The sequence below is a fragment of the Micromonospora sp. CNZ322 genome, assembly GCF_007827755.1.
The window spans coordinates 729,884-751,369 of sequence record NZ_VITD01000002.1 but is presented as its reverse complement, the minus strand read 5'-3'; the positions used below and the strand labels follow the sequence as shown (position 1 = coordinate 751,369).

The window sequence follows — 21,486 nt, the reverse complement described above, 5'->3', positions numbered from 1 at the left end:
GTTGCCGGTCAGGTCGTCGGCGCGGGCCCGGTCGAGTCGCGGACGACCAGCAGGTGCCCGGTGGGGCGGCGGCGAGGGCGTGTCGTGCGTGGCTTGAGCGCGAGGGTGAGTGCCGTGCGGCCCATCTCGGTCATCGGCAGGCGGATGGTGGTGAGGCTGGGTGCGAGGTCGGCCGCCACGGAGACGTCGTCGAACCCGACCACTGACATCCGCGCGGGCACCGGTACGCGGCGGGACCGCAGCGTCGACAGCACGCCCATGGCCATCGCGTCGTTGAGCGCGATGATCGCCGTCGTGTCGGGATGGTCGTTGAGGATCTGCTCGGCGGCGGCGCGTCCACCGCCGCGGGTGAAGTCACTGTGCACGACGGCGAGGTCGGCGGGAGACCGCCCGCGCTCCCGCAGAGCCGACGACACTCCGGCGAGCCGGTCGGCGACAGTGGTGAGGCCGGCGCTGCCCGCGGCGACAGCGATCCGCCGGTGGCCGAGATCCATCAGGTGCTGGGCGAGGGCGTGGCCGCCGGCCTCGTTGTCCGGCAGGACCGCGTCGACGCCGAGCGCGTGCCGTCCGATGGCGGCGGCCCGTCCGCCGTGGTCCTGGAACGCGGCCAGCTCGGCGCGCGCCGCGCTCTCCATCCGTGGGTCGTCATAGCCGGAGCCGCTGATCAGAACGATGCCGACCCGCTGGGCGATCAGGTGGCGCAGCTGTTGCAGCTCGTAGTCGGGGTCGCGGCCGGACTGGCAGATCTGCACCAGCAGCCCCTGCTCGGAGGCGAGCTGGATGACCCCGGCGGCGATCTCGGAGAAGTACGGGTCGTCGACCTGGTGGACGATCAACCCCACCGTCGAGGTGGCCCCGCTGGCCAGGGTGCGGGCGTACGGGTTGGCCACGTAGCCCAGCTCACGGGCGACCTGCCGGATCCGGTCGGCCACCTCGGTGCTGACCCCCTCACGGCCGGCGAGGGCGCGGGAGGCGGTCGCCAGCGAGACGGCGGCGTGTTCGGCGACGTCCACGAGGCGCGGCCGGTGGCTGGCCCTGGACATCGACAACCCCCCGGAAACATTCATGTCACCCGATCTGTTGCGAGTGGCATCGATCGAAGCCTAGGGTACGTAAGCGCTTACGTAAGCGCTTACGTGACCGGCATCCGGCATGCCGCGAAACGAGGTGACAGCCATGTCCAGGGCCCGACGAGCGGCCGTCTCCCTCCTGGCGATCGGCGCGCTGACCGGCGCCAGCGCGCCACCGGCGCAGGCGGATCGGAGCATCTCGTCCGACGTCCATCCGGCGCTGCGCGCGCACCTGGTCGCCGCGTACGACTTCGACCACCCGGTGCCCGGCGACCCCGCACTGGAACGCGACCAGGGGCGTTCCGGCACCGAGATCGAGCTGATCAACGGCGGCACCGCCATGCGGGTGCCGGACCGCGCCTACCGGGGCAGCCGCAACGCGGTGCAGACCCGGCAGGTCGCTCCCGCCGTCGCCGGCAACGACGACTGGAAGGCCGGCACCTGGTCGGCCAGCGGCGTGCGGACGCTGCGTGCCTTCAGCGCCACCGCCGGCACCACGGTCATGGGCTGGTTCAAGCTGAACATGGACAGCCCGCTACCCAACTCCACCACCGCCGACCCGGACGACAGGTACAACGCGATCGGGCTGGCCGGAGTGCTGACCGGCGACTCCGACGGCCACGGCGTCCGCGCCCTGCTGGAGCTGATCGACGTCGACGGGGAGTTGCGTCTCGTCGCGCTCGGCCGGCGGCTCGACGGCGGCAACTCGCAGACCTTCGCCGCCACCCGGGACTGGCGCGAGCTGCTGCCGGTGGGGGAGTGGGTGCATCTGGCCGCCACCTTCGACTTCAACACCGGCGCGCTCGCCCTCTACCGCAACGGCGAACCGGTGGACGGCTTCTACACCCGCGCCGACGACCCGTGGCTGGTGTCTGGGCCGGGCCCGCACGTGACCACCGCGTCGGACCCCCGGGGCATCAAGATCGGCGGCAGCTTCCCCCAGGACACCCTGGAACGCAACCCGTGCGACTGCCGGATGGACGGCCTGATGTTCCTCGACAGTGTGGTCTCCGCGAAAGACGTGCGGAGGCAGTACCGCCACCTTGCCCGCTGACCACCCTCGGCACCGTCCCACCGAGAAGGAGACACGCGTGCGCACCCTGCACCGCCGCGCCGGCACCGTCCGCCGGCCCACAGTGAGGGCTGGCCTCACCGCCCTCGTGCTGATCCTGTCCACACTGGTCGCCACGCCCGCGCGCGCCGCCGACGCGGTCTACGACCCGATCCCCGAGATGCCGGTCCAGTCCCGACTGGGGCTGGTCCTCAGCGAGTACGCCAGCTTCCCGCAGTCGTACCCCACGCCGGCGCCGACCGACGCGCGGCTCATGCGTACCGCGCGGATTAACACCATCATGGAGGTGCCCGACGGCTCCGGCCGGCGGGCGGTGCCCGATCTCAACGGCAGCCTCTACCTGGTCGAGGGCGGCGTGCCGCACGTCTACCTGGACGTGGCCGCGACGTTCGCGCCGCGGTTCTTCTCCGGTCGTGGGCTCGGCCAGGGCTTCGGGTACGTGGCGTTCCACCCGGAGTTCGGGGTGAACGGCCGGTTCTACACCATCCACACCGAGTTGGCGTCGACGACGACCGCCACACCGGACTACGCCCAGCCCAACACGCTCTTCCACGGGGTCATCACCGAGTGGACGGCGACGGATCCGGCCGCCGCCACCTTCGCCGGTACGCACCGGGAGGTCCTGCGCATCGGTTTCGGCGGCCAGGTACACGGCATCCAGGAGATCAATTTCAACCCCACTGCCAAGCGCCACGACCGCGACTACGGCCTGCTCTACCTCGCCGTCGGCGACGGTGGCCAGGGCGCCCGCAACACCGACCCGCAGAACCTGGCCCTGCCGCACGGCAAGCTGCTGCGGATCGACCCCCGGGGCACCAACTCCGCCAACGGGCGCTACGGCATCCCGGCCGGGAACCCGTTCGTCGGCCGGGCCGGCGCGCTCGGGGAGCTCTACGCAGTGGGTTTCCGGGACCCGCACCGGTTCAGCTGGGACCGCGCGACCGGCCGGATGTACCTCGGGCACATCGGTGAACACGCCGTCGAGGCCATCTACGAGGTCCGCGCCGGGGACAACTTCGGCTGGAGCGAGCGCGAGGGCTCCTTCGTCTTCGACAAGACCGCCACCAGCCCGTGCGACCGGCTGCTCCCGCTGCCCGCCGACGACGACAGGTACGGCTACACCTACCCGGTCGCCGCGTACGACCACGACCCTGCCGCCGGTTGGAACTGCACCGACGACGTCGGTGTCGCGGTGGCCGGCGGCTTCGTCTACCGGGGGCGGGCGCTGCCCGCGCTGCGCGGCAAGTACGTCTTCGGCGACCTGGTCGACGGCCGGGTGCTCTACACCGAGGCCAACGAGATGCGCCGGGGCCGGGACCTGGCCACGATCCACCAGCTCGCGCTCTTCGACGCGGCGGGCACCCCGGTCCGGATGCGCGACCTGTCCGCACCGGGCGCGCCCGGCGACCCCAACCGGGTGGACCTGCGCTTCGGCACCGACGCCGCCGGTGAGCTCTACGTCGTCGCGAAGGCCAACGGAAAGGTCTGGAAGGTGACCGGTACCCGGGAGTTCGCCAGCGGTGACGTCGGGGACGTCACAGTCCGCCGCACCGCCGGCGCCGCGAACTGGTCGCCGGTGACGCCGGCGAAGTGGCAGTTCAGCGGCGACCAGGTCATCCTGGCCGAGGCCGGGGAGAGCCGGCCAGGCCCGCGCCGGCCCTTCGAGTACGCCGTGCTGACAAACGGCCCGGCGTGGTCGTCGGTGCAGGTCGACGCCCAGGTACGACTCGACACACCAGTGGAGGTCACCAACCGGGACGTGATCATCGTCTTCGGCTGGCGCTCGGACACCGAGTTCTACTACGCCCACCTCTCCACCGACAACACGATCTATCCGCACAACGGCATCTTCAAGGTGGACAACGCCGACCGGGAGCGCATCGACCACCAGTGGAACGGCCGCTCACGGGGCGCCAACCCGGCGATCACCGATGCCAGGTGGCACCGCGTCCGGGTGGTGCACCTGCCGGCCACCGGCGAGATCGCCGTCTACGTCGACGGGCATCGGGACCCGCTGCTGACCGCGAAGGACACCACGTTCGGCTCAGGACGGGTCGGCTTCGGCTCGTTCGACAACGTGGGCCGACTGCGCAACCTGACCGTCACCGGCACACCGGCCTGAACCGGGGCGCGGTGGGGACGACGGCGCTCATACCGGCGTCCCCACCGCGTCATCCGTCGACCTGCCCCGGCGGGGCCGGTCCGGTTCGTAGACTTCCTGCCATGCCGGAGATCGTCGAGTTGCTGGCCTCGCCCGTGCACCGCTTCCTGGGTCGGCCCGCCGACGGCCCGGCCCCGGCCCCGCCCGGTGAGCTGGTCGACGCCGTCCGGATCCGGGCCGGCCTCGGCATCGTCGGCGACCGGTACTTCGGCCAGCAGGCACACCGCGACGCCAGCGTCACCGTCATCGCCCAGGAGTCGCTGCCGGTCGGCATCGGCCTGGCCGAGGTGCGGCGCAACATCCTCACCACCGGGATCGCCGTGGACGAGCTGATCGGCAGAGTGCTGGTGCTGGACTCCGGCGACGGCCCGGTCAGCCTGCGGGTCAACCGGGCGGCCCGACCGTGTGCCTGGATGGACGTCACCGTCGGCCCGGGGACGTGGAAGGCGCTGCGCACCACCGGCGGCATCCGCTGCACGCCCCTCAACGACGGCACCCTGCGCGTCGGCGCGATCGACGCCGTCGTGAGCTGAGGAAAGGGCTCGACGTCAGCACTCCCGGACCGGCATGGTGTACGTCGACCTGACCGGCGCCGTCGCTTGGCCCGGCTGGCGGATTCGGCGAGGTGACGCTCCGGCGAGCTGGTGCGTGGTAGAACCAAACCGCGCATCGGCTCGCAGGTCTCCGGGCAGCCGGGGGCAATGCCGGACGGGACCTCATCCGAACGGAGGTGGTGCGTTGAACCTCGAGCTGCGGCAGCTCATCGAGGAGCTGCGGGCTGAGCTGGCCGATGTGCCGGACAGCCTGGCCTACGCCGAGTTCGGCGAGGGGGCCGCCATCGACGCCGTACCGGCGGGGCTCCCTGCCGACCTGCGGGACCTCCTGCTGGTGGCCGACGGGCTGCGGGCGGGTCGGGTCGAGCTGGCGTCCTCGTCGACCCTCGCGGGGGTGCAGTACCACCTGGACTACGCGCCGGACTTCTCGTCCATTCCGCAGGACCGGGCGGGCTGGCTGGTGGTCGGCGTCCGCAGCGACGAGCCGATCTTCATGGATCGTGGCACGGGAGCGATCTGGTACTTCCCGCCCACCGGCACCGAGTGGTTCATGTCCGACGCGTTCGAGGAGCTCGCCCCCGACGTGGAATCCTTCGTGGACTACTACCTGCTCGGGCCGGGCTACGCCGACCTGACCCCCGCCGACGACAGGTGGTTCGCGTTCCTCGACGAGCAGGGCCTGCTCGACGAGGACGACGAGGAGGGCAGCTGAGTCAGACCGGGCTGATGTGTGCGGCCAGGACCCGCCAGCCGTGCGGGTCGTCGTGGACCCACGTCCTGGTGTAGCGCAGCCGCGCCGCGAACGGCGCCCCCTCGGAAAAGCCGGACACCCGGCCCAGGAAGAACGTCACCCCCGTCTTGCCGACGACGAGCAGGTCCAGTTCCTCCTCCACCAACTCCTCGACGATTGTGCGGCGGTCCCGGTGGGCGGCCAGGTCATCCTGCTTGCTGTGGGTACGCCCGTCCGGGCCGATGGCGATCAGCTGGTCGACCAGCAGCTGATCGAGGGCGGCGACGTCGCCGGCCCGTTGGGCGGCCTGCAGGGTGCGCTCGGCGTCGAGCAACTCGGCCTCGCGTGCGCTGTCCGGCATCGTGGCGTCCTCCCGTTCTGGTCCGACCCGGCGCCACCGTCGGCCCGGGCTGTCCGCATTGTGGCAGCCAACCTGGCCCGGGCGGGTGGGGATCGCCGCCGACGTTCACAGACTAAGGCGAATCCGTACGACGGTCTCCCCGGGGCTGGTGAGCACCGCGACCTCGTCACAGATCTGCTCCACGATTGCCAGCCCGCGACCCCGTACCGAGTCGGCGGCCGGCATGCTCCGGCCGAACGCCCGCGTCGGACCCTGGTCGACCACGTCGCAGAACAGCTGACCCGGCTCGGCCCAGAGCCGTACCCAGCCGCCGCCGGTGGTGTGCTGCAACGTGTTGGTGGCCAGCTCGCTGACCGCCAGCGTCAACAGCTCCACCCGCTCGGCCGACAAACCACGGGCCAGTGCCCCGGCGCTGACGAACGCGCGCAGCGCTCGTATGTCGGTCGCGACCTGATAGGCCATGGTGTCCGCGGCGTGGGTGGCGACACTCTGCTCGGCCACGGTCTCCCGTCGCTCGCCGGGCATCAGCCCGCCCGGTGCGGCTGCCCGGCCAGCGGCACCGCGTTCCGCGCGGGTGTCGTGGGCGTGCGAACCTCGAAGTGCGCCATCGGGCAGCCGGAACCCTTCTCGTAGCGACAGCTGTTGCCGCCACATCATGTCACCCACTGCCATCTTGATTGTCTCGTCCGTTCGGCGGTTGATCACCTGCGGGCGGGCCCGACCAGCCTCGCAGCCCGGCAGCGGAACTCGGCGTCAGGGGCGGATGTCCAGGGCACCGATGAGCCCGTCGCGCAGCGTGAACCGGTACCGCAGCTCGATCGGGCTGCCGGGGAAGTCGCCGGACACCCGGGTGATGGCCAGGTACGAGTCGCCCGCCTGCGACGTGACCCGGACCGGCTCGGCGGTGTACGAGTAGGCGTCCATCGTCTTCTGTCGCCAGGCGCGGATCGAGGCGCGCCCGTCGTACAGCTTGTCCTCGTCGGCGACGCTCGCGGTGTCCGCGAAGCAGGCGACGAAGGCGTCCAGGTCCCGGTCGTTGACGGCCCGGAAGTACCGGTCGATCACGTCGGGCAGGTCGAGGGCCATCTGCTCCTCCTGCGGCACGGGCCGCCGTCGGGCAGCCGTCGGGTTCCCGGTCCGACCTCACGGTACGAGAAGCGGACGGCACCGCGCGGAGCAACCAGCAGAACCATCCCGCTGCCGCTGCCGGGTTTGCTGCCGGTGGGCCCGGGTAGCCACGCGTTTCCGAAGGTGAAGGGCGGGGGGATGGCCGAGCTGGCGTTCGTCGAGAAGGTTGCGGCACGGGCGGGTCTCCCGCCGGAGCAGGCACGTTCGCTCACCGAGGCGGTCCTGCGGACTCTCACCGAGCGGCTCAGCGGTGGGGAGGCGGGCGCTCTGGCCCCCCACCTGGCCGACGAGCTGAGCCCGCTGCTGGTCAAGGCAGCGGAGCCGCCGGAAACGTTCGGTTACGACGAGTTCCTGGGCCGGGTGGCCGACCGCGCCGGGATCGACCGTCCGGCTGCCGAGCGGGGCACCCGCGCGGTGCTCCAGACGATGCACCGGGTGGTCGGGCACCGGGAGTTCGAGGACGCCCTGGCCCAACTCCCGGCGGACCTGCGGGCACTGGCGCAGCCGCTGCCGCACGGCCCCTGACCGACGCCCCCACCGCTGGACGCCCCGGGCGTCGGTGACCGTTCGGTCCCTGGTGCGCCGCCACGACACCGGATCTACTGTGCGTTACCGATCGAACGCGCAGTGGTGGTGCCCCGCGCCCGTCCGCCGGGTCGTCGCCGCTCCGATCCGAGGAGCGTCCCCCTTGGCGTCCATGGTGTCCCCGCGTCCCCTGCTGACCGCTGCGACGACAGTCGTCGCGCTGATCACCCTCGCTCCCGCTCCCGTCGCCGCGTCCCCGCACAGCTATCGGGTCGTCGACCTCGGCACCCTGTCCGGAGGCGACGGCGCTGCGACGGCGATGAACGACCGCGGCGACATCGTCGGCTGGAGCACCGTCGCCAGCGGCGCCCGGCACGCCGTGCTCTGGCGCCACGGTGTCATCACCGACCTGGGTGTGCTGCCAGGCGACACGGATTCCGCCGCCGTTGACGTCAACGAGTTCGGTGACGTGGCGATCACCTCCTTCGGCTCGGACTACCTGACCCGCGCGGTGCTCTGGCGCGACGGTCGGCTCCACGACCTGGGCACCCTGGGCGGGGAGAACAGCGTGGCGATCGGGGTCAACGACCGGCGACAGGTGCTCGGCACCAGTGAACCGGCCGGCGACATGCCGCACCGCTTCCTGTGGCGCAACGGGGTCTTCACGGACCTGGGCCGGGAGTACTTCTACGAGTTCACCACCGACGTCAACAACGCGGGCGACGTGGTGGGTGGGTTCAACGTGCCGCCGCAGGACTACCCGTGCACCTGCGTCGGTGGTCTCCTGCGCAACGGCGTCTTCACCCAGATCGGCAGTGAGGCCATCGGGGTCAACAACCGGGGCCAGGTGGTGGGCGCGGCGAACGGGCGGGCGTTCCGCTGGCAGAACGGCACACTGACCGACCTCGGCACGCTCGGTGGCGACTGGAGCCGCGCCACCGCGATCAACGACCGGGGTGAGGTGGTGGGCCAGAGCACCACCACCGCCGCGTGGCACCCGTTCCTCTGGCGCAACGGGGTGATGACCGACCTGACCACCCGGGGAGTATGGGAGACCGACTCGATCGAGGACATCAACATCCGGGGCCAGTTCGTCGGCGCCCGGGGGAACCGGCCGGTGCTGTTCCGCTGAGCGGCGGTCTTCATACGACGGACGGTTGGGGCGTGGTCTGACCCGCCGGTCAGACCACGCCCCTTCGTCAAAGGTCAGCCGGTTACCCCGCTGCTGACCACCCACTTCTGGTGTGCGCCGCCCGCGTACGTGCCGAGCTGGATCTGGGTGCCGTCGCCGGTGTTACCGCCGGCGGCCTCCATGATCTTGCCGGACTGCGGGTTGCGGATCGACCCGTCGGCCTGCGGCTGCCAGACCTGCGCGCCGGTGCCGTTGCAGGTCCAGAGCTGGATCTTCGTACCGTTCGCGGTGCCGCCGTTGTCGATGTCCAGGCACTTGCCGAGCACCCGGTACGTGTCGCCGACCCGCGTCCACGACTGCGCGGTGGTGCCGTTGCAGGTCCAGAGCTGGATCTTCGTGCCGTCGGCGGTGCCCGCGTTGTCGACGTCCAGGCACTTGCCACCGACGCCGGTGATGGTGCCGCCGATGGGCGGCGGGGGACTGCCCGGGATCGAGTTGAGCGTGTACCACGCCTCGGTGCTCCACAGGGACTGGCCGCTGGTGGAGGTGAAGGGGCGCGGTGAGCGCAGGTGCACCACCCTGCCGGCCTTGCGACCGGGCACCGTGAGGCTGACCCTCTTGCCGTCCGCCGAGAGGGTGGCCGAGGTGACGGTCAGGGTCTCCTCGTCGATCTTCGGACCGCCGTAGTTCGACGTCGCCACGTACCGCCACTGCTTGAGCTTGTAGCGCGCGGCCAGGTCGGTGGCGGTCGCCGTCGACACCGGCTGGGTGTACTCCACCTCGAAGCCGGTCGTGGTGGCGCGCATTGCGAGCATCTCGAACGTGGTGGAGGTGTTCGGGGTGAGCTTCTGCAGGCCGTACGACAGCTTGCCGGTCTGGCCCCAGTTGCCGCCCGCGCCGAGCCCGCCGACGTAGATCGCGCCGTCCGGGCCGACGTTGACCTCGGAGACGCCCGCCTCCAGGCCCTGGGTGAGTCGGAACAGCGCGCCCTGGTACTCGCCGTTGACCTTCTCCACATTCGCCCGTTGCAGGCCGCCGTAGGTCACGTCACCGATGACGAACTGGCCGGCGTAGCGACCGCTGGTCAGGTAGAGCGGCGTGCTGGGCGAGTTGGCGATCTCGTTCTGCGGCATCCAGAGCACCGGCTGCGTGACCGGAGCGGTGTCGAACGGACCCGCGGGGTTCGTGAAGTGGTTGAAGAACCGGCCCTGCTTGACGTGCACCAGCTTCGACGAGGGCAGCCAGCCGCCCTGGTTGTCGGTGACGAAGATGCCGCCCTCCGGGCCCCAGCCGATGCCGTGTGGCGTACGCAGACCGCCGGCGACGTAGCTGACCGCGCCGGTGTCCTTGTTGACCTTGAGGGTGGTGCCCCGGTTGGTGGCGGGCTGCGGGTTGGTGGTGGCGCCGCCGGAGTTGATCGACACCGACAGGTTCAGATAGAAGAAACCGTCCTGGTAGAGCAGGCCGAAGGCGAACTCGTGGAAGTTGCCGCCGTACGGCCAGGTGGCGACGGTCTCCAGACGCTCGGCCACCTCGTCACCGCCGGTGTTCACCAGCCGGGTCAACCGCTGCTTCTCGGTCACGTAGACCACCCCGTCGACGACCTTGAGCCCCATCGGTTCCTTGAGGCCGCCGGCGATCTTCTTGGTGGTCACGTTGCCCGGGGTTGTCGACCCGCCGGTGTTGCCGAGGATCCAGACCTCGCCGTCCTGGGAGGTGCCGGACTGGTCGCTGCCGCCCCAGGTGCTGATGACCAGCCGGCCGTCGGCCAGCCAGTCCATGCCGGTGACCTTCGGCTGGAAGCCGCTGGGCCGAAGGTTGGTCAGTGTGTAGCCGGGGTGCACGCCGGTCAGCGGCAGGCCGTCACCGGGGGTGTCGGAGACACCCTCGCACTCCTTGCGTCCGGGTGCGGTCACCCGGACCACGCCGGCGTCGGTGCTCAGCGCCGAGTTCGGTACGACCACGAAGGTCGACGATCCGGGAGTCTTCCACTCCAGGGTGATCTGCTGCCCGCCCCCACGCTCGAAGTGGTCGATGCGCAGCGGGTGCAGGCCGGCGGTGAGGGTGACGGTGCCCTCTTTCGGCGGGGTCGCGCCGTGCAGGCCGTCATGGTTGATCACCACGGCGTTGTCGATCGACAGCTTGGAGCCGTCGTCGCTGCTGAGCCGGAAGGTGTAGCTGCCGGCCTGGGTGGTGGTGATGTTGCCCAGCACCTGCGAGACGAAGTTGTCCTCGAAGCCGAAGTCGGCCGCCGAGGTCCAGTTGATGGTGGACATCAGCTTGTCCACGTTCGGGGTCTGGGCGGGCTTGAGCGTGCACAGTTCGGACAGCGGCACCTGCACGTCGAAGACGCGCAGCGTGACGCCCGGTTCCTGCGCGGGGGCGGCGTTGGCGGGGACGGCCCAGAGACCGGCGGCGAGGACGAGTGCCAGCGCACCCAGGACGGGATGGTGGAGTCGGCGTAGCAGGCGTGTGCCCATCGTTCCTCCAGGAGGCAGTGGAGTGTCCGACGGCCGGCGTGGAGCAGCGGTGAGGATGACCGTCGGCCCGGCTCCGTAACGTCCTCGACGCCGACGAGTGACGTTGCGGAAACACCGGGTGGATGGCTCGGAACATTAAGGTGTTTCGATTGGACTGTCCATGGCTTCGCCTCGATACATCAGAAGTTTCCAATGTCCGTGCGAAAGTTCGCGAGGGTACGCGAAGAATGCCCGGCTATTGCGACGGTCTACCGCCGTCCACGCCGCGCCGGACCACCGGCCCGATTGCCGCTCTTCCGGGTCGGGTTGGCGGGCTTGCGGGTTGCGGCTCCGCCCCGGCCCGCGCCGCCGACGGACCGGCGATCCCCAGTGGAGGCTCCGCTCGCCGCGGGTCGACGGCGGGCCGCCACCAGCACGATCGCCGAGACCACGACGACGATCAGGGCCGGGATCAGCCAGGCCGGGAACCCGCCGTCGCGTTGCTCCTGAGTGGCGCCGGCCGGGTCGTCCGCCGCAGTGCCGGTGGGGGCGACCGGGCTGCCGGTGGCCCCGGGGCTCGATCCCTCACCCTCGGCCTGGGCGAGCAGCGCCGGATCCGGCCCCGCCGTGGGTGCCGACCAGCCGGCTGGGGCCGGCGTGCCCGGGCCCTGGTAGTCGAAGGTCACCTCGCCCCGCACCGCCTCACCGTCGGAGGCGACCGAGAGGTAGCTGGCGGTGTAGCGGCCCTTCGCCGGCCAGTGCGCGACGGTAACCATGGCCGGGAAGCCGGTGTGGTACAGCCGTGGCTCGAACACGCCGTTGACCATGAAGTACTCGGTGACCGGCTTGTCGAGTCGCTTCGGCTCACCGTAGGACCAACCGTTGTCCACCCGCGACCCATCCGGGCCGCTGATGGCGAAGTGCGCGTTGGAAGCCGGCTTTTCGGTGAAGTACAACGCCAACTGGGTCAGCGGCTCGCGTACGACAGTGCCCTTGAGTGGGGTGGAGGTCGCCAGCTGGCCGTGCGCGGACGCCGGGGCGACCGGCAGCAGCAACGACACCACCAGGGTCGCCGCCAGCGCCGCCACTACACGGCTCAGGACCTTACACACAGTGACCAGCTTCGATCGCATTCGTTCATCATGGTCATTTCCCCGGCACCGAACAAGACGTAGAGTTCTCCTCCCCGACGATCAACCCGACACCCGTCCCCCTCGCGTCGTTCGGAGTCCGCCCGTGCTCGTCCGTACCTCCGCCGCCCGGACCGCCGCCACCCTCGCCGCCGCCGCCCTCGCCGCCCTGCTCCTCGCCGGTTGCGGGCAGGACGACGACCCCTCCGTGGCCACCCCCTCGACGGTGCCGACGTCCGCGGCCCCGTCGAACGCCACCCCCACCGCGCCGACCCCGACGGCCACCAGCACGCCCAGCGCCTCCGCCAGCACCACCGCGGTGGACCAACAGATCACCGTCACGATCGCGAAGAAGCGGGTCGATCCGCCGACCGGACGGGTCACCGTCAGGAAGGGCCAGCTGGTCCGGATCACCGTCACCTCCGACGTGGCCGACGAACTGCACGTGCACGGCTACGACCTGGGCGCCCGGCTGCCGGTCGGCACGCCCGGCTCGGTGGAGTTCCGCGCCGACAAGACCGGGCTGTTCGAGGTGGAGACGCACGAGTCCGAGCTGGTGCTCTTCCAGCTCGTCGTCCGCTGAACGACATGACGGCCGCTCCCACGCTGCTGGCACACGGCGTCGGCGGCCGCCAGGACCTGCCGATCACACTGCCGCAGCTCGTCGTCGCCGCCGCGCTGACCCTCGTCGTCACGTTCGTGGCGCTGGGTCTGCTCTGGCGCGAACCCCGGCTCGACCGGGACGCCACCGGCGGTCGCCCGGTGCCGCGGTGGCTCGCCCGACTCGTCGACGCGCCCGCGTTCCGGTGGGCGCTGCGCGGGCTCGGCCTGCTCGCCACCGCCTGGTTCTGCCTCGGTCTGCTGGGCGGGCCGGACACCGCGGACAACCCGACCGCCGGCGCGCTCTACGTGCTGCTCTGGGTCGGGCTGGCCCCGCTGTCGCTGCTGCTCGGCCCGATCTGGCGGGCGGTCAACCCGCTGCGTACGGTGCACCTGCTCGCGGCGCTGGCGGCGCGGCGCGACCCGAACCGTGGGCTCCGTGAGCTGCCCGACAGCGTCGGTTGGTGGCCGGCCGCCGCCACCCTGTTCGGGTTCGTCTGGCTGGAACTGGTCGCCCCCGACCGGGCCACCCTGCCGGTCATCACCGCCTGGCTGGCCGGGTACGCGGTGGTCCTGCTGGCCGGCGCGGTGCTGTTCGGCGCCGGCTGGTTCGACCACGCCGACCCGTTCGAGGCGTACAGCACAGTGATCGGTCAGCTCGCCCCGCTCGGCCGGGCCGCCGACGGCGTCCTGGTCTGGCGCAACCCGCTCGACGGGATCGCCGGCCTGCGACCCCGCCCCGGGCTGGTCGCCGTGGTGATCGTGCTGCTCGGCTCGACAATGTACGACAGCCTCTCCAACGCGCCGGGCTGGTTGCGCTTCAGCCAGGAGAACGGCCTGCACCCGGCGGTCACCGGCAGCGCCGGCCTGAGCCTCGTCATCGCCGCCGTCGCGGTGGCCTACCTTGCCGCCACCGGTGCCGCGGCGCGCATCGGTCGCACCGACGCGGCCGACGCCCGGGGGGTGCCGGGCGAGATCGCCCACTCCATCGTGCCGATCGCGGTGGGGTACGTGGTCGCGCACTACTACTCGCTGCTGATCCTGGAGGGCCAGCGCACCGTCGCGTTGCTCTCCGACCCCCGGGGCACCGGCGCCAACTGGCTCGGCACCGTCGACTGGGAACCGCAGACCGCGCTGATTACGCCCTCCGGGGTGGCGACCCTCCAGATCACCGTCATCATCCTCGGGCACCTGCTCGGCACGCTGCTGGCCCACGACCGCGCCCTGTACCTGTTCCCCCGCGCCCGGGCGGTGGCCGGCCAACTACCCCTGCTGGCACTGATGGTCGCCTACACCGTCGCCGGCCTGCTGCTGCTCTACGCGGGGTAGCCCCGCCCGGGTGCCGACCCGTGCGTCATGATGGCCCGTGCACTCCGATCTTCAGCGCTACCTCGATGACCTCGTCAGCACCGCCCGCGACGTGCTCGGCGCCGAACTGGTCGGCGCGTACGCTGCCGGCTCGGTGGGGCTCGGGGCGTACCAGCCCGGCCGCAGCGACGTGGACGTGGCGCTGCTCAGCGCCGGGCCGCTCACCGAGGCCGCCAAACGGACGTTGGTCGCCCGGCTGCGGCACGAGGCGCTGCCCTGCCCCGCGCGCGGACTGGAGTTGGTCGTCTACGACCGGGCGGTGGCCGCCTCCGGCACCCCGGAGCCCGGCTTCGAGGTCGAACTGAACACCGGGGCCGGCATGCCGTTCCGGCGCACCCTCGACCCCGCCGACCGCCCGGCCGCCGACGGCCGATTCTGGTACGGCCTCGATCGCAGCATCCTGCACCAGAGTGGACTCCCACTGCTCGGCCCGCCGGCGGGGGAGGCCTTCGCCGACCTCACCCCGGCCGACCTGCGCCGGCTGCTCATCGAGGCGCTGTCCTGGTGGCTCGCCCTGCCCACACCGCCGGCCGACCAGCCCGCGCCCGGCACCGAGGACGCCGTGCTCGGCGCCTGCCGGTCGTTGGTGCGCCACCGCGACGGCGTCTGGTTGGCGAAGGTGGCCGCCGGTCAGCGGCTGATCGATGCCGGCGACCGGGCCGAGGTGATCCATCAGGCGGTCGCCGCACGCCACGGTGGGCCGCCGCCCACCGGGGCACAGGCCCGCGCCTTCCAACAACGGGTACGCGACGAAATCGCCGGATAGCGGTCGCCTGGGCGGGCCCTGCGCGCTCAGCGGACCGGGCGGGACTCCAGCGAGGCGAAGAGCAGGTTGAGACCCTCGGTCATGGTCGGGTGGGTGATGACCGCGTCCCGCAGAGCGGTCCACGGCATCCCGGCGAGCATGGCCAGCTGCACCGAGGTGATCACCTCACCGGCCTCGGCGCCGAGCAACGACGCACCGAGGATCCGGTCAGTGCTGGTGTCGATGACCGCCTTCCACATGCCCTGGGTCTGGCGCAGGGTGCGTGCGCGGGGGATGGCGGCGACCGGCAGGTGGGCGACCTGGATGTCGTACCCGGCGCGGCGCGCCTCGGTCTCGGTCAGCCCGATCCGCGCCAGTTCCGGGGTGGTGAAAACGGTGTACGGGATGAGCCGGTCGGCGGTGCTGCGCTGGCCTCCCGCGAAGTTCGCCCGAATGATCCGGTAGTCGTCCAGCGAGACGTGGGTGAACTGCGGGCTGCCGGCGACGTCTCCGGCCGCCCAGGTGCGCTCGGCGCTGGTGCGCAGGTGTTCGTCGACCTCCACGAAGCCCCGCTCGCTGAGCCGTACGCCGGCCACGTCCAGGCCGAGTCCGTCGGTGACCGGTTCCCGGCCGGCCGCCACCAGCACGTCGTCCCCGACCACCGCGCTGCCGTCGTCCAGCGTCACCCGCAGCGAGCCGTCGGCCTCCCGGTCGACCCGCGCGACCGCGACACCCACCCGTACGTCGATGCCATCATCGAGGAAGACGCGCATCACCGCGTCGCTGATGTCGGGGTCCTCGCGGGTGAGCAGCCGTGGACCACCCTCGACCACTGTCACCGCGCTGCCGAACAGCGCGAACATCTGCGCGAACTCCACCCCGACGGTGCCGCCGCCGAGCACCACCAGCCGGGCCGGCAGCCGATCCAGGTGCAGCAACTCGTCGCTGGTGAGCACCCCGGCCTCGGCCATCCCGGGCACCGACGGCAGATGGGGGCGAGTGCCCGTGTTGATCACCACGTCGCTGCCGCGCAGCAGTCGCTCGCCGCCGTCGGCGAGTGCCACCCGTACGGTTCGTGGGCCGACGAACTGGGCCTCGCCGATCACCAGGTGCAGACCGGAGTCGAGGAACTGCTGCCGGTTGGCGGCGACCATCCCCTCGACCACGTCCTGCTTGTGCGCGCGCAACAGGTCGATGTCGACCCGGCCGCCCTCCACCGTCAGGCCGAGCGCCGACGCGTCCCGCAGCTGGCGGGCGGCCCGCGCGCTGGTCACCAGCGCCTTCGTCGGGATGCACGCGACGTTGATGCAGCTGCCGCCGATCATGCCGCGCTCGACCATGGCGACCCGCTGACCGGATCGGGCGACGTCCATGCTCAACGTCTTGCCGGCCTTGCCGCCACCGACGACGAGCAGGTCGAACTCCTCCGGTTGGTCGGTCACCGGGCGCTCCTCTCGGTCACCGGCCGGGCCGGCGGTCACCGCTGGTGCGCGGCGGCCAGCCCAGCCTGCCAGCTCAACCGGGTACGGCGACCCGGTTCCACGCAGAATCGCCCGCACCTTGATCGGTTCATGAGAAGTAGATCGCCGTGCCGCCGTGGCGAGCCCGGTGAGGGATCATTGCTGGATGCCTGCACTCCCGCTGCGGTTCCGCGCACGGGTCCGCCATGAGCCTGATCGCTCGTACGCAGTGCTGGTCGAAGGACCCGAGGGGGAGGTGCTGGTCGCCGTCACCGGCAGCCTGAGGGAGGTGGGCACTGTGGCACGCGAGGGTGCCGCCCGCCTGTTCGGTGTGCCGACGGAACGAATCGCCGAGGATCACCTGGACGTGGTGATCCCTCAACCGCCGTATGGGCGCGACGGGCAGTGGGTGCGAATCGTGTCGGCAGGTGAGTCCGCCGCGCCGGACGACGCCGTCGACGTCGGTATGGCCGGACAGGCGCACTGGTTCGGCCACGAGGGCGCCTGGTTCGTAACGGTGGCCGGCTCCGGCACAGCCGTCCATCCCAGCGAGCACCTGGACTTCGCGCCCGTCCTCACCGAGGAGGAGATCGCCGAGCTGCGGAGGTACCTCGATCGGTCAGCCCAGTCGCCCTCTTGAGTGGCCTGGTCATCGACCGACGACCGGCCGCCCCGGCCCGGGCCCGTGCGGATCCGCTCCGGGCCCGGGTGCAACCGCGGCTGAGGTCAGTGCCGGGCGGCGCCGTTCTCGCTGACCGGCTGCCCGAAGGCCAGGAACGGTACGGGCGTCGGTGCGTCCGTGCCGATGTGCCGAGGGAAGGTCCGCTCGGCGTCGTCGACGCTGACCTCCCGGGCCGCCGTACGTTCGGACGTCGTCGACTCGTCCGCCACCGCTGGTGCGTCCGCATGCTCGTCGTTCGCCTGCTCCACCGGGGCCCGGTCGCCATTGGCCTGTTCCACAGGGGTCAGGTCGGCATAGCCGTTCTCGTCCGGGCTCCGGTCGGCAGGTGCGGCGTTGAGCGGGGCGCGGTCGGTGGTGGCACGATCGGCGTCCGCGTCGTCCACTGTGGGTCGCTCCGCGGGGTGCCGGTCGCCCCCGACGCGGTCGACGTTGAGCCGCTCGACGCCCATCCGCTCCGGGGCGGGCCGATCGGCGTTGGAGCGGGAACCCACCATCGGGTACTCAGCGGTCTCCGTGCCGCCGGCTGCCGCGGCCATGACCGCGGCGGCGGCGAGGTCGGCCACCCGCTTCGCCTCCCGCTGTACGCGGGCGCGGACCTCCTTGGCGTGCCGCTCGGCGGAGTCCCCGGCCCGCCGGGCCTCGTCCAACCGGGCACTCTCGGCGGTCAGGTCCCGACGGACCTCACTGAGTCGCTGCTGCATCCTGGACAGCTCGTTCTCCAGCGTCTCGCCCTCCTGGCGGATCTCGGCGAGCTGCTGGCGGCCGGTGTTCAGCTCGGCGTTCAGCTCGGCGGCCTCCTGCCGGCGTTCCTCAAGCTCCTTCTGCAGGGCGGCGAGCTGCTGCTGGTGGCTGGCGGCCTGCTCGTCGGCGCGGTTGCGCAGCTCGGTCACGTGCTGCTGCGCCTCGGCCAGCAGCGCGGCGATCTGCTGCTCGGTCGCGCTGCGCTCCTCGGCCAGCTCCTGCTCGGCGGCGGCCTGCTGTTCGGCGATGTCCTGCTCGGCGGCGGTACGCCGTTCGTTGACCTCTCGCTCCACGTTGGCCTGCCACTGGGCCATCTCCTGCTGGTGCTTGGAGCGGGCGGACTGGAGTTCCTGCTGGATCTGGGTACGGGCCGACTTCATCAGCGCGTCGGCGGCGACCCGGGTCTGGTTGAGCTGCTGCGCGCTCTGCTCGGTGATCCGCTTGGCCTCGTGCTGGGCGCGCTCGTGCGCGGCCTCACCGTCGGCCCGCAACTGCTCGGCGTGCTCGCGGATCGCTGTCAATTCGGCCTCGGCCAGGGTGCGCCGTTCCTCGTGCGCCTGCTCCTGCTCGGCCCGCCGGGCGGCCAGCTCCTCGGCCAGATCCTGACGTGCCTGCGCGGCCCGCTCACGGGTGTCGGCGAGGATCCGCTCGGACTCGCTGCGCAGCTCGTTGGCCCGGTCTGTGGCCGACTCGGTGATGATGCCGGCCTGCTTCTCGGCGAGCGCCATGATCTCGCCGACCATCGGGCCCAGGTCATGGAACGAAGCGCGGTCCACCTGCACGGGTTGCTCCTGAAGCTCGGCCAGTTCGGCGCGCAGCCGCTGCACCTCGGCGGTCAGTTCACGGACGCGGACGGCGGAGCGCCCGTGCTCCCCGCTCAGCATCGCGATCTGGCCGTCGAGCTGCTCCAGGTGCCGGTCCACCTGGCGTTTGTCGTATCCGCGCAGGGCGAGCTCGAAGCTCGGCCGGGAGGCCGCATCGTCGCGTGCTGCGTGCGGCTCAGCGCCGATGGACATGCACCATCCTCCGTACGATCGGGGCGTCAGGGTCGGCGGTCGCCTGCCCCGCGGGCCGTCAGTGTGGCGCAACGCTACCGCCGAGCGGACCTCATGCGAAGTCCTGCCCCACCACCTCTCACGTTGCCGTCCCGCGTTGCCCCGATCCCGCGCCGATCATGGACTCGTGGTGCCGGAAAGGTGATGCTCCACCACCTTTGTCATCCAGCACCACTCCATGATCGACGCAGGTCAACATGGGATGAGTAGCGCGACGTAGTCGCGCGAGGTCAGCGTCGGCGGGCCACCAGGACCGCGTCGTGGAGGGTGATGTCCTCGCCGTTCTGGTTGGTGGCGAGGCGGGAACGTTCCTCCGCCGCCAGCACCTCCCAGTGGGCCGGCTCCAGATCGGCGGCCACGTCCTGCGCGGTGTACATCGCGTCCGGCATGTGCATCCGGTGCGCCAACCCCCACAGATCGGACGGGTGGTGCCCGACGATCAGCAGGACGCCACCAGGTGCCACCGCCGCGGCCAGCCGGCCGAACAACTCCCGCCGCTCCACCGGCGGCAGGTGCATGAACTGCGCGGACACCAGGTCGTACGCCTCCTCGGTGGGCGGCTTGTCCCGTAGGTCGACGTGGGTGAACTCGATCCGGTCGCCCACTCCGGCGGCCTCGGCGTGCGCGGTGGCCCGGCTCAACGCCGTGGTGGAGATGTCCACCGCCGTCACCTGCCAGCCGCGCTCGGCCAACCACACCGCGTCGGCGCCCTCGCCGCTGCCCACGTCCAGGGCGCGCCCCGGGGCCAGGTCGGTGACCTCGGCGACCAGCTGCGGGTTCGGCCGGCCACTCCAGACCGAGGGGCGGGACTGGTAGCGCTCCTCCCACGCCGGCTCCTCGAACGTCGTGGCCACCAACTGCCGGTACGCGGACACCGCGTCGCGGGTCTCCTCGGCGATGAGATCGGCGTTGATCGCCGCCGCCGCGTTCAGGCCGGCCGCGGCGGACGTGATCACCTGACTGCGGATGTCGGCCACGTTGCCCGCCACCCAGACACCACTGACGGTCGTCGCGCCGGTGGCGTCGGTCGGGATCTGGGCACCGATGACGTGCTCACCCATCGTCACCTGCTCCGGGGCCAGACCCAACCCCACCAGCACGTCGGCGCGGGGAGTCAGCCGCGTCGCCACCACGATCGCGTCGAGCGCCACCACCCGGCCGTCGGCGAGCCGTACGCCGGTCAGCGCGTCGTCGGTCACCTCCACCGCGGCGACCGGGCCGGGCACCACAGCGATGCTCCGGGCGGCGAGCCGCTCGGCGGTCTCCGCGTCCGGCGCCGGGGAGTCGTGCAGCAGGAGCAGCACGCTCGGGCTCCACTGTCGCCACATCTCGGCCTGGTGCACGCTCAGCGGGCTGGTCGCCAGGACGCCGATCCGCCGGTCGCGAACCTCCCACCCGTGGCAGTAAGGGCAGTGCAGCACGTCGCGACCCCACCGCTGGGCCAGGCCGGGCACGTCGGGCAGCTCGTCGGTCAGACCGGTCGTCACCAGCAGCCGGCGGGCCCGCACCGATTCCCCGCCGTCGAGGCTCAGCCGGAACCCGTCGTGGTCCCGGGTCGCGGCCTCCACCCGCCCGGTGCGGAACTGCCCGCCGTACCCGGCGACCTCCGCCCGGCCGATCGCGAGCAACTCGCCCGGCGGCGTCCCCTCCCGGCCGAGGTAGTTGTGTATCCGGTCGGCCGGCGCGTTGCGGGGCTCACCGGAGTCGATCACCAGCACCGACCGTCGGGCCCGGCTCAGCGCCAGGGCCCCGCTGAGCCCTGCGGCACCGCCACCCACCACCACCACGTCATATGTCTCGTCCACCGGTATATCTCCCTCTTGCTCTGTCGGCTGCGCCCACCATCCGTCGCCGTCGGCAAGGTGGCAACTATCCTTGCCGTTATGGCAAACGAGGACAGCGCCGCGCTGGCGGCCGTCGGCCCCCGGCTGCGTGCCCTGCGTCACCAACGCGGGACCACGCTGACCCAGCTCGCCGACCTGACCGGCATCTCGGTGAGCACCCTGTCCCGGCTGGAGTCCGGTAGCCGTCGCCCCACCCTGGAGTTACTGCTCCCGCTGGCGAGGGCCTACCAGGTGGCGCTGGACGAACTGGTCGACGCCCCCGCCACCGGCGACCCCCGGGTACGCCCCAAACCGATCGTCATCCACGGCGTGACGTACCTGCCGCTGACCCGCCGACCGGGCGGTGTCCAGGCGTTCAAGCAGATCTTCCCGCCGGACCCGTCCGCCGGGGGCCGAATCCCGCAGGCCCACGAGGGGTACGAGTGGCTCTACGTGCTCTCCGGACGGCTACGCCTGCTGCTCGGTGACCGTGATCTGACGCTGACCCCGGGGGAGGTGGCCGAGTTCGACACCCGCATTCCGCACCTCTTCTTCAACCCCGGCCCCGGCACCGCCGAAGCCATCAGCCTCTTCGGGCCGCAGGGGGAGCGGCTGCACGTCCGCGCCCGCCCCGCCACGCCCGACAAGCAGCAGTGATCAACTCGGCTTCCATGGCGGGTACGGCGGGGT

20 protein-coding genes are annotated in these 21,486 nt (G+C 71.7%); 11 read left to right on the top strand and 9 right to left on the bottom strand.

Annotated features, from left to right (window positions below):
* Positions 1–8 precede the first annotated feature (8 nt).
* On the bottom strand, positions 9–1,043 hold the full coding sequence (locus FB453_RS08465) for a LacI family DNA-binding transcriptional regulator (RefSeq protein ID WP_145788876.1): 1,035 nt from the start codon (positions 1,041–1,043) through the stop codon (positions 9–11).
* Between the two features lie 133 nt (positions 1,044–1,176).
* On the opposite strand from FB453_RS08465, the gene FB453_RS08460 reads away from it, so the two are divergent.
* The 4 genes from FB453_RS08460 (at position 1,177) to FB453_RS08445 (ending at position 5,569) form a co-directional block, all read left to right on the top strand.
* A complete protein-coding gene (locus FB453_RS08460) occupies positions 1,177–2,124 on the top strand; it encodes a LamG-like jellyroll fold domain-containing protein (protein ID WP_186718120.1) in 948 nt (315 codons plus the stop codon).
* A 37-nt stretch (positions 2,125–2,161) separates the two neighbouring features.
* Complete coding sequence (locus FB453_RS08455) at positions 2,162–4,264, top strand: PQQ-dependent sugar dehydrogenase (protein WP_145788874.1); 2,103 nt, start codon at positions 2,162–2,164, stop codon at positions 4,262–4,264.
* A gap of 101 nt (positions 4,265–4,365) precedes the next feature.
* Positions 4,366–4,836, top strand: a complete 471-nt coding sequence (locus FB453_RS08450) for a molybdenum cofactor biosysynthesis protein (protein WP_112589888.1) — start codon at positions 4,366–4,368, stop codon at positions 4,834–4,836.
* 205 nt (positions 4,837–5,041) lie between these two features.
* On the top strand, positions 5,042–5,569 hold the full coding sequence (locus FB453_RS08445; RefSeq protein WP_145788873.1) for an SUKH-4 family immunity protein: 528 nt from the start codon (positions 5,042–5,044) through the stop codon (positions 5,567–5,569).
* A gap of 1 nt (position 5,570) precedes the next feature.
* On the opposite strand, the gene FB453_RS08440 is transcribed toward FB453_RS08445, so the two are convergent.
* The 3 genes from FB453_RS08440 to FB453_RS08430 form a co-directional block, all read right to left on the bottom strand.
* Positions 5,571–5,948, bottom strand: a complete 378-nt coding sequence (locus tag FB453_RS08440; RefSeq protein WP_145788871.1) for a nuclear transport factor 2 family protein — start codon at positions 5,946–5,948, stop codon at positions 5,571–5,573.
* Between the two features lie 105 nt (positions 5,949–6,053).
* The gene (locus FB453_RS08435) at positions 6,054–6,620 is read right to left on the bottom strand and encodes an ATP-binding protein (protein WP_486480205.1); all 567 of its coding nucleotides are present in this window, start codon (positions 6,618–6,620) and stop codon (positions 6,054–6,056) included.
* Positions 6,621–6,701: 81 nt separating this feature from the next.
* Positions 6,702–7,034 carry a nuclear transport factor 2 family protein gene (locus tag FB453_RS08430; RefSeq protein WP_112725061.1) on the bottom strand — a complete coding sequence of 111 codons (333 nt, stop codon included), beginning with the start codon at positions 7,032–7,034 and terminating at the stop codon, positions 6,702–6,704.
* 180 nt (positions 7,035–7,214) lie between these two features.
* On the opposite strand from FB453_RS08430, the gene FB453_RS08425 reads away from it, so the two are divergent.
* Together FB453_RS08425 and FB453_RS08420 are read left to right on the top strand one after the other, a co-directional pair.
* Positions 7,215–7,601, top strand: coding sequence for a DUF2267 domain-containing protein (locus FB453_RS08425; RefSeq protein ID WP_145788869.1), 387 nt, complete (start codon positions 7,215–7,217; stop codon positions 7,599–7,601).
* Positions 7,602–7,773: 172 nt separating this feature from the next.
* Positions 7,774–8,733 carry a hypothetical protein gene (locus FB453_RS08420; protein WP_486480214.1) on the top strand — a complete coding sequence of 320 codons (960 nt, stop codon included), beginning with the start codon at positions 7,774–7,776 and terminating at the stop codon, positions 8,731–8,733.
* A 74-nt stretch (positions 8,734–8,807) separates the two neighbouring features.
* Here FB453_RS08420 and FB453_RS08415 read toward each other — a convergent pair whose 3' ends face one another.
* Positions 8,808–11,213: a ricin-type beta-trefoil lectin domain protein gene (locus FB453_RS08415; protein WP_145788866.1), complete on the bottom strand. Its 2,406-nt coding sequence runs from the start codon at positions 11,211–11,213 to the stop codon at positions 8,808–8,810.
* A 248-nt stretch (positions 11,214–11,461) separates the two neighbouring features.
* Entirely contained in the window at positions 11,462–12,325 is an 864-nt protein-coding gene (locus FB453_RS08410) for a copper resistance protein CopC (RefSeq protein ID WP_145788864.1), read from the bottom strand.
* Between the two features lie 103 nt (positions 12,326–12,428).
* Between FB453_RS08410 and FB453_RS08405 the strand changes: the two genes are divergently transcribed.
* The 3 genes from FB453_RS08405 to FB453_RS08395 are packed head-to-tail and all read left to right on the top strand — an operon-like array spanning position 12,429 to position 15,056.
* Complete coding sequence (locus tag FB453_RS08405) at positions 12,429–12,905, top strand: cupredoxin domain-containing protein (RefSeq protein WP_145788862.1); 477 nt, start codon at positions 12,429–12,431, stop codon at positions 12,903–12,905.
* Positions 12,906–12,910: 5 nt separating this feature from the next.
* Positions 12,911–14,251 carry a hypothetical protein gene (locus tag FB453_RS08400; protein ID WP_145788860.1) on the top strand — a complete coding sequence of 447 codons (1,341 nt, stop codon included), beginning with the start codon at positions 12,911–12,913 and terminating at the stop codon, positions 14,249–14,251.
* A 37-nt stretch (positions 14,252–14,288) separates the two neighbouring features.
* Positions 14,289–15,056 carry a nucleotidyltransferase domain-containing protein gene (locus FB453_RS08395; protein WP_145788859.1) on the top strand — a complete coding sequence of 256 codons (768 nt, stop codon included), beginning with the start codon at positions 14,289–14,291 and terminating at the stop codon, positions 15,054–15,056.
* Between the two features lie 26 nt (positions 15,057–15,082).
* Here FB453_RS08395 and FB453_RS08390 read toward each other — a convergent pair whose 3' ends face one another.
* Positions 15,083–16,477 carry an FAD-dependent oxidoreductase gene (locus FB453_RS08390; RefSeq protein ID WP_145788857.1) on the bottom strand — a complete coding sequence of 465 codons (1,395 nt, stop codon included), beginning with the start codon at positions 16,475–16,477 and terminating at the stop codon, positions 15,083–15,085.
* A gap of 184 nt (positions 16,478–16,661) precedes the next feature.
* Between FB453_RS08390 and FB453_RS08385 the strand changes: the two genes are divergently transcribed.
* Positions 16,662–17,135, top strand: a complete 474-nt coding sequence (locus FB453_RS08385; RefSeq protein ID WP_145788855.1) for a hypothetical protein — start codon at positions 16,662–16,664, stop codon at positions 17,133–17,135.
* Between the two features lie 86 nt (positions 17,136–17,221).
* Here the strand turns inward: FB453_RS08385 and FB453_RS08380 are convergent, their stop codons facing one another.
* Together FB453_RS08380 and FB453_RS08375 are read right to left on the bottom strand one after the other, a co-directional pair.
* Positions 17,222–18,934: a hypothetical protein gene (locus FB453_RS08380; protein ID WP_145788853.1), complete on the bottom strand. Its 1,713-nt coding sequence runs from the start codon at positions 18,932–18,934 to the stop codon at positions 17,222–17,224.
* A 269-nt stretch (positions 18,935–19,203) separates the two neighbouring features.
* Positions 19,204–20,778, bottom strand: coding sequence for a bifunctional NAD(P)/FAD-dependent oxidoreductase/class I SAM-dependent methyltransferase (locus FB453_RS08375; RefSeq protein ID WP_145788851.1), 1,575 nt, complete (start codon positions 20,776–20,778; stop codon positions 19,204–19,206).
* Positions 20,779–20,856: 78 nt separating this feature from the next.
* Here FB453_RS08375 and FB453_RS08370 point away from each other — a divergent pair, with 78 nt between their 5' ends.
* Positions 20,857–21,453: a helix-turn-helix domain-containing protein gene (locus FB453_RS08370; RefSeq protein WP_112623276.1), complete on the top strand. Its 597-nt coding sequence runs from the start codon at positions 20,857–20,859 to the stop codon at positions 21,451–21,453.
* Positions 21,454–21,486: the final 33 nt, after the last annotated feature.

Bases quoted from the DNA above. Each gene is read 5' to 3' on its own strand.
- FB453_RS08400 (WP_145788860.1), top strand. From the start codon at position 12,911: ATGACGGCCGCTCCCACGCTGCTGGCACACGGCGTCGGCGGCCGCCAG.
- FB453_RS08465 (WP_145788876.1), bottom strand. From the start codon at position 1,043: ATGTCCAGGGCCAGCCACCGGCCGCGCCTCGTGGACGTCGCCGAACAC.
- FB453_RS08430 (WP_112725061.1), bottom strand. From the start codon at position 7,034: ATGGCCCTCGACCTGCCCGACGTGATCGACCGGTACTTCCGGGCCGTC.
- FB453_RS08410 (WP_145788864.1), bottom strand. From the start codon at position 12,325: ATGCGATCGAAGCTGGTCACTGTGTGTAAGGTCCTGAGCCGTGTAGTG.
- FB453_RS08415 (WP_145788866.1), bottom strand. From the start codon at position 11,213: ATGGGCACACGCCTGCTACGCCGACTCCACCATCCCGTCCTGGGTGCG.
- FB453_RS08380 (WP_145788853.1), bottom strand. From the start codon at position 18,934: ATGTCCATCGGCGCTGAGCCGCACGCAGCACGCGACGATGCGGCCTCC.
- FB453_RS08460 (WP_186718120.1), top strand. From the start codon at position 1,177: ATGTCCAGGGCCCGACGAGCGGCCGTCTCCCTCCTGGCGATCGGCGCG.
- FB453_RS08370 (WP_112623276.1), top strand. From the start codon at position 20,857: ATGGCAAACGAGGACAGCGCCGCGCTGGCGGCCGTCGGCCCCCGGCTG.
- FB453_RS08435 (WP_486480205.1), bottom strand. From the start codon at position 6,620: ATGGCAGTGGGTGACATGATGTGGCGGCAACAGCTGTCGCTACGAGAA.
- FB453_RS08440 (WP_145788871.1), bottom strand. From the start codon at position 5,948: ATGCCGGACAGCGCACGCGAGGCCGAGTTGCTCGACGCCGAGCGCACC.
- FB453_RS08385 (WP_145788855.1), top strand. From the start codon at position 16,662: ATGCCTGCACTCCCGCTGCGGTTCCGCGCACGGGTCCGCCATGAGCCT.
- FB453_RS08425 (WP_145788869.1), top strand. From the start codon at position 7,215: ATGGCCGAGCTGGCGTTCGTCGAGAAGGTTGCGGCACGGGCGGGTCTC.
- FB453_RS08450 (WP_112589888.1), top strand. From the start codon at position 4,366: ATGCCGGAGATCGTCGAGTTGCTGGCCTCGCCCGTGCACCGCTTCCTG.
- FB453_RS08420 (WP_486480214.1), top strand. From the start codon at position 7,774: ATGGTGTCCCCGCGTCCCCTGCTGACCGCTGCGACGACAGTCGTCGCG.